A 6,294-nucleotide genomic window follows, 5' to 3' on the forward strand; every position below is an offset into this window, starting at 1 on the left:
TACCGGTAGCACTCTAATTAGTGACAGTTATTGCATGGGTATCGTAAAAATGCGATACATTGTCGTCATCGAGAAGGCCGATAAGGACTATGGTGCCTACGTTCCCGACCTGCCGGACTATGTGGCAGTGGGTGAGACTGGGGAAGAAGTGCTCAGATTGATCCGCTGCTTGGAGTTCTGCGACCATCAGACAAAAATGCCCGCCCCCCGCTTCGGCGTCCTGCAGGTGTAATCTTCTCACAATTCCTGGAAGCTGCATGATGGTTTTTGCATTCTGGGCGGTCGGTGGAATTATCCTGCTCTACCTGGTCCTGCTTGTCTGGATGCGTACAGGGCTGCGAAGATTGGCGCCCACGACCGATACTACCGTCACCCCTGATGTCAGCATCATCGTCGCCGCTCGGAATGAGGCCCTGAATATTCCGCGCTTGCTGGCCGCTCTACAGCGACAGTCTTACCCCGCTGACCGGCTGGAAATCATCGTGGTCGACGACGGCAGTACCGACGATACCTTCCTGATCCTGCAGCTTCATGCCAGGAAGATGAGTAATCTCCATCCCATTCGCATCGATCATCCCCCGGCCGGGTGGGGACCAAAGAAATGGGCCCTGACAACGGCTGTAAATCAGGCGAAGGGCGAAATCATCCTCACCACCGACGCCGATTGCATCCCCGGTCCCCACTGGGTGGAACGAATGGTGCGATATTTCGCCAATCCGGCTGTCGGCATGGTGATGGGACCATCCCCCTTGGTCACTGAACGGCGGAGTTTCTGGCGGGAGGCGCTGTTCCTGGACAGCTGCGCCATGGATGCCCTCACCGCCGGTGGCCTGGCCCGGGGACTGGCCCTCACTTGCACCGGACGCAATCTGGCTTATCGGAAACGCATCTTTGAAGAATTGGGCGGATTTAAGGGGGTTGAGCACTTTGTATCGGGTGATGATGACCTGCTGATGCAGAAAGTGGCCGCCACTCGCTGCTGGCGGATCACCTTCGCTGCTGAGGCCGAGGCTACGGTTCCCAGCCCACCCCCGGCTACAGTGGGCGCCTTTGTCCGACAGCGGCTTAGATTCGCCTCCAAGGGCCGCTATTACTTCGGACTGGATACCGGCCCCTGGTTCAAATTGATCCTCCCCTTCCTGTATCTGACCAACCTCGCAGCAGTGACCGGTTTGGTACTATTGGCACTAATCCTGCACCCCCTCTGGCTGGCGCCTATTGCTATCAAGATGGCGGCTGAGGCCCTCCTGGTCTATCCCTATCTGCGCCGGATTAATCGGTCGGTAAGGGTCGCGACCTTCATCATTGCCGGTCTCGTCCATCCGCTGTATGTGGTCGTGTTCGGTGCCTTTGGCAACCTGCACAAGCTGGCCTGGAAGGGCAGGCATTACGAAAGCTCCCGGGTATCGGCAACCAATGTGACGAAACCGGGCTAGGTCCTGTTTGTGTCGCATCAACCTGGGCATAAGGGGAAAGGGACCACGTCTGTATCGGCCGTGACTGGGGCTTGCGGGCCGATTCAGTGGGCGCCCCTGACAACCTTACTGCCAGCGGCCCCGGAGAATAACGGGAGAGAGGTAATAGATCTGTGAAGGACCAGTTGCAGCGGGAAGTGGCCGAAGCCTTCGAGACAACACCCGAGCTGCTGCCTTATATCCCCGAACTTCTGGCCGACCTGTGGGAGCTGGGCAGTTCCCCGGAACTGATCATTGAATGGCTGCGGCTGCTTGATCTACTGCCACAGTCGACGCGCGTACTTGACTTGGGCTGTGGCAAAGGAGGGGTCGCTATTAGACTGGCCCGGGAACTGGGTTTTCAGGTCCTGGGCGTCGATTTATTTGAGCCGTTCGTGCAGGATGCCCGGCGGCGGGCGGTGGAAATGGGTGTTGCTGATCTCTGTCAGTTCGTAGTGGCCGATATGCATACCACCCTGGAGGATGCCGGGGAGTACGATGTGGTTATATATGCTTCGGTGGGTAGGGTGCTCGGCAGCTTCGATGAATGCATCGCCCGGCTGAGGCAATCCGTGCGGCCGGGCGGCTTTATGGTCATCGACGATGGGTTCCTCAAAGAGCGGACAGCTCTTGAGCGACCCGGTTACGAACACTACGCGCCCCACGAAGAGACCGTCAGGCAGCTCACCAGCCATGGAGACACGCTTCTCCGCGAGAAGGTCCTATCGGTAGATGAGATCCGGGCCATCGACCGTCATTTTATCGAGTGCATCCGCAAACGGGCCGCGGGGCTGGCCAGGCGACACCCTGAAGCGGCTGATCTACTGTCCGCGTATATCCAGCGGCAGGAGCACGAGTGCGAAATAATAGAGGCGGAAGTTTCTGGCGCAGTCTGGCTGCTCCAGCGAGCTTGTTAGCTTTGAATGAATGCTTCAGCAACTTGTCTGAGAATAATCCCGCTGTACGGCCAGCATTCATCGGCACGAGGCCTCCCGGTGGACAATGATCGATGAAATCCCTTGATCCCGACCAATATTTAGCCCATATTTAGGTCCAATCTTGAGGAGTCGACATGAGACCAAGTGAGTCCATTAAACCCATCAGCTATTTGAAGGCTCATGCGTCGGAAGTTATTCGGGATATCGTAGATAACCAGAAGACCATGGTGATTACTCAGCATGGCAAGGCGAAAGTCGTGGTGCAGGATGTGCGTACTTACGAGCGTACTCAGGAGAGTCTTGCCCTGCTCAAAATGCTAGCCCAGAGTAGCAAGAGTATTAAGGAGGGCAGGTTCAAACCCGTCAAGGAAGCATTTGAAGACTTGGCTCAACGCATCCAGGTCCATCGGCAGGCGTGAAATATAACGTCTACATTGTCTCAGATGCTGAAGTGGATTTGTTTGATATCTATCGTTATGTCGCTTCAGCGGATTCTCCCTCGAAAGCGGGAAGGCTAATTGACAAGCTCCAGGATCTATGCTTGGGCCTTGAAGAATTCCCGGATCGCGGCCATGTCCCGCCTGAACTTGCGTCCATTAACGTCTATGATTACCTCGAGATTCATTATAAACCGTATCGGATTATCTACCAGATTGTAGGTGAGGATGTTTTTGTGCATTGTATATTAAATGGCCGCCGAGATATGCAAGAATTGCTGCAGCATAGGCTACTGCGTTGAATTGGCTGCTTTTTAGCAGGTACCGGACTTAATTCTTTCAAAGGAGGTTCTATGGCTGGCATCGTCGGCTACGGCGCTTACGTCCCCTGCTACCGCATCAAGGCCGAGACTATCGCCCGGCAGTGGGGCGGTGATCCCGAGGCGGTGAAAAAGGGCTTATTGCTGGAAGAGAAAACGGTGCCCGGCCTGGATGAGGACACCATCACCATCTCCGTTCAGGCGGCCCGCTACGCCCTCCAGCGGGCAGGGATACACCCCACTGAGATCGGGGCGGTATACATCGGCTCCGAATCGCACCCGTACGCGGTCAAACCCAGCGGCACTGTGCTCGTCGACGCACTGGGCATCGGTACCGAGGTGCACGTGGCCGACTACGAGTTCGCCTGTAAGGCCGGCACGGAGGCCATGTTTGTTGCCTGCAGCCACGTGAAGGCCGGCCACATGAAATATGCCCTGGCCGTCGGTGCTGACACCTCCCAGGGCGCGCCGGGAGATGCACTGGAATACACCGCCTCTGCCGGGGGGGCCGCCTTCATCATCGGCACCGAAAACGTGGCGGCGGAGGTCCTGGAGACCTATTCTTACACCTCCGATACCCCCGACTTCTGGCGCAGGGAGGGGGAGTTTTATCCCCAGCATGCTGGGCGGTTTACCGGCGACCCGGCCTACTTCCGGCACATCCTGGGGGCCGGACGCGGTATCCTGGAGAAAAGCGGCTGCCGGCCCGCGGATTTCGCCCATGCCGTCTTCCACATGCCCAACGGCAAGTTCCCCCTGCGGGTGGGAAAGATGCTGGGCTTCACGCAGGAGCAGCTGCAGGAAGGCTGGCTGGTCAACATCATGGGCAATACTTACTCCGGCTCATCACCCACCGGCCTGGCCGCTATTCTGGATGTGGCCAAACCGGGAGACCTGATTTTCATGGTCTCCTTTGGCTCGGGCGCCGGCAGCGATGCCTTCATCTTCCAGGCCACCGATCTCCTGCCCGCCATCCAGGACAAAGCACCGAAAGTCCGTGCCCTGCTGGGGCAGAACCGGCGCTACCTGGATTATGGCCAGTATGCCAAGTATCGCCGGAAGATTATCTTGAGCTCACCAGTATAATGACCGGCTTAAGCCGCGGTTCGATCAAGCCGTGATAAAGAGGTAGTTTATGAGAGACGTTTACGTGATCGGGGTCGGTATGACCCGGTTCGGCGAGTTGTGGGAAGTATCGTTCAAAGACCTGTTTGTGGAGGCGGCTCTGGCGGCGCTGGATGATGCCGCCACCGACCGCCTGGACGCCATGTATGTGGGCTGCATGTCCAGCGGCCTGTTCGTGGGCCAGGAACACATCGGGGCACTCCTGGCCGATTACCTGGGCCGGAATCCCATCCCCGCCACGCGCGTGGAAACGGCCTGCGCCTCCGCGGGAGCCGCTATCCGCCTGGCATACATGGAGGTGGCCGCGGGCACGAGCGAAGTGGTGCTGGCCGGCGGCGTAGAGAAAATGACCGATGGCGCAGACGTGACCGCCGCCCTGGCAACCGCCGCCGACCAGGAATACGAAGTCTATCACGGCGTCACTTTCCCGGGGCTATATGCCCTCATGGCGCGGGCTCATATGCACCGCTACGGTACCACCCGCGAGCAACTGGCCCAGGTGGCCGTGAAGAACCACCGGCACGGCGCCCTCAATCCCAAGGCCCAGTTCCCCTTTGAGATTACCGTCGAACAGGTCCTGGCTTCATCGATGGTGGCCGATCCCCTGCGGCTGCTGGACTGCTCGCCGGTGACCGATGGCGCCGCCGCCCTCATTCTGGCCTCGGCAGAAGTGGCCGGGCAGGCCCAAAATCATCCCCCGGTGCTGGTGATAGCCTCGGCCCAGGCTACCAGCACTATTGCCCTCCACAACCGCCCCGTCATTACCCGCCTGGATGCCGTACAGCGGGCCGCTGAGGCAGCCTACAAACAGGCCGGGATCACGCCGGATGAGGTGGATGTAACCGAAGTCCACGACTGCTTCACCATCGCCGAGCTGTGTGTCATGGAAGCCCTGGGCTATGCCCGGCCCGGCGAGGCCGCGGCCCTGGTCGAAGCGGGGGAGACCCGCATCGGGGGGAGAATGCCCATCAATACCAGCGGCGGCCTGAAAGCCAAGGGGCACCCGGTGGGGGCCTCGGGCGCCGCCCAGATCGTGGAAATTACCCAACAATTACGCGGTGAGGCCGGCGACCGCCAGGTCGAGGGTGCCAGGATCGGCCTGGCCCAGAATATGGGCGGCACCGGCGCCAGCTGCACCGTGCATATTCTAAGGGCTGTATCATGAAGTCGCCGCAGTATACCCGCGAGATCCCCCAACGCTACCGGCTGGAGGCCCAAAAGTGCACCCGCTGCGGTAAAATCCACTTCCCACCCCGGCTAATTTGCAGCGCTTGCCACTCCCGGGAGCTTGAGGCCATTACTCTCCCCAGGCAAGGGAAAGTCCTCACCTGGACTGTCATCCACGTCCCGCCGGCGAATTTCAGCCTGGAGGCTCCCTACATCATCGCCATTGTCGAGCTTGAAGGCGGAGCCCGGCTGACCTGCCAGGTGGTGGACTGCGATCCTGACGAACTGGCCGTGGATGCCCCGGTGGAACTGGTCTTCCGCCGTATAAAGGAGGACAGCCCGGCGGACATTATCCAGTACGGCTACAAGGCAGTGCTACGGCGTGGCTGATACCAGCTGGCAATACCTGCACCTGGAGCGCGAGGGCTGGATCGCCACCCTGACCCTCTCCCGCCCGCCGGTAAATGCCCTGTCGCAGGATATGGTCAGGGAGCTGGCCGAGGCAGCGAAAGTATTGGCCGCGGACGACGGCGTGAGCGTGGTGCTCATCCGCTCCGACCAGCGCCACTTCTGCGCCGGTGCCGACCTCAAGGAGCGCTCCACGATCCCGGACGACCAGGTCTCCGCGGTGGTCGGCGCTATCCGGGACTGCTTTGACGACCTTGCGCGCCTGCCCCAGCCTACTATCGCCGCCGTGCACGGCAGCGCCCTTGGCGGCGGGGTCGAGCTGGCCCTGGCCTGCGACCTGCGTATCATGGCCGACGACGTCCGCTTCGGCTTCTCCGAAGTGTCACTGGGCATTATCCCTGGCGCCGGCGGTACCCAGCGCCTGCCGCGGCTCATCGGCCTCAGC

9 protein-coding genes are annotated in these 6,294 nt (G+C 59.9%); all 9 read left to right on the plus strand.

The genetic code is table 11. The annotated features are described in order from the left end of the window. Positions 1–49: 49 nt before the first annotated feature. Positions 50–232 carry a type II toxin-antitoxin system HicB family antitoxin gene (locus ACETWG_03645; GenBank protein ID MFB0515681.1) on the plus strand — a complete coding sequence of 61 codons (183 nt, stop codon included), beginning with the start codon at positions 50–52 and terminating at the stop codon, positions 230–232. Positions 233–257: 25 nt separating this feature from the next. Beyond that, positions 258–1,436 carry a glycosyltransferase gene (locus ACETWG_03650; GenBank protein MFB0515682.1) on the plus strand — a complete coding sequence of 393 codons (1,179 nt, stop codon included), beginning with the start codon at positions 258–260 and terminating at the stop codon, positions 1,434–1,436. 152 nt (positions 1,437–1,588) lie between these two features. Further along, positions 1,589–2,371, plus strand: a complete 783-nt coding sequence (locus ACETWG_03655) for a cyclopropane-fatty-acyl-phospholipid synthase family protein (GenBank protein ID MFB0515683.1) — start codon at positions 1,589–1,591, stop codon at positions 2,369–2,371. A 155-nt stretch (positions 2,372–2,526) separates the two neighbouring features. Then, the gene (locus ACETWG_03660; protein ID MFB0515684.1) at positions 2,527–2,811 is read left to right on the plus strand and encodes a type II toxin-antitoxin system Phd/YefM family antitoxin; all 285 of its coding nucleotides are present in this window, start codon (positions 2,527–2,529) and stop codon (positions 2,809–2,811) included. A gap of 32 nt (positions 2,812–2,843) precedes the next feature. After that, positions 2,844–3,131: a type II toxin-antitoxin system RelE/ParE family toxin gene (locus ACETWG_03665; GenBank protein MFB0515685.1), complete on the plus strand. Its 288-nt coding sequence runs from the start codon at positions 2,844–2,846 to the stop codon at positions 3,129–3,131. A gap of 51 nt (positions 3,132–3,182) precedes the next feature. Next, a complete protein-coding gene (locus ACETWG_03670) occupies positions 3,183–4,235 on the plus strand; it encodes a hydroxymethylglutaryl-CoA synthase (GenBank protein MFB0515686.1) in 1,053 nt (350 codons plus the stop codon). Positions 4,236–4,284: 49 nt separating this feature from the next. Continuing rightward, a complete protein-coding gene (locus ACETWG_03675) occupies positions 4,285–5,439 on the plus strand; it encodes a thiolase domain-containing protein (protein MFB0515687.1) in 1,155 nt (384 codons plus the stop codon). Further along, positions 5,436–5,831 (plus strand): Zn-ribbon domain-containing OB-fold protein, encoded by a 396-nt coding sequence (locus tag ACETWG_03680; GenBank protein ID MFB0515688.1) that lies wholly within the window; start codon positions 5,436–5,438, stop codon positions 5,829–5,831. The genes ACETWG_03675 and ACETWG_03680 overlap by 4 nt, the downstream gene beginning before the upstream one ends. Continuing rightward, positions 5,824–6,294 (plus strand): enoyl-CoA hydratase/isomerase family protein (locus ACETWG_03685; GenBank protein MFB0515689.1); only part of this gene is annotated, 471 nt, incomplete at its 3' end. The genes ACETWG_03680 and ACETWG_03685, both read left to right, overlap by 8 nt.

The sequence above is a fragment of the Candidatus Neomarinimicrobiota bacterium genome (assembly GCA_041862535.1).
Lineage (GTDB): Bacteria > Fidelibacterota > Marinisomatia > SCGC-AAA003-L08 > TS1B11.

Coding starts and splice junctions, on each gene's coding strand:
- ACETWG_03645 (MFB0515681.1), top strand. CDS start 50: ATGCGATACATTGTCGTCATCGAGAAGGCCGATAAGGACTATGGTGCC.
- ACETWG_03650 (MFB0515682.1), top strand. CDS start 258: ATGATGGTTTTTGCATTCTGGGCGGTCGGTGGAATTATCCTGCTCTAC.
- ACETWG_03660 (MFB0515684.1), top strand. CDS start 2,527: ATGAGACCAAGTGAGTCCATTAAACCCATCAGCTATTTGAAGGCTCAT.
- ACETWG_03670 (MFB0515686.1), top strand. CDS start 3,183: ATGGCTGGCATCGTCGGCTACGGCGCTTACGTCCCCTGCTACCGCATC.
- ACETWG_03675 (MFB0515687.1), top strand. CDS start 4,285: ATGAGAGACGTTTACGTGATCGGGGTCGGTATGACCCGGTTCGGCGAG.
- ACETWG_03680 (MFB0515688.1), top strand. CDS start 5,436: ATGAAGTCGCCGCAGTATACCCGCGAGATCCCCCAACGCTACCGGCTG.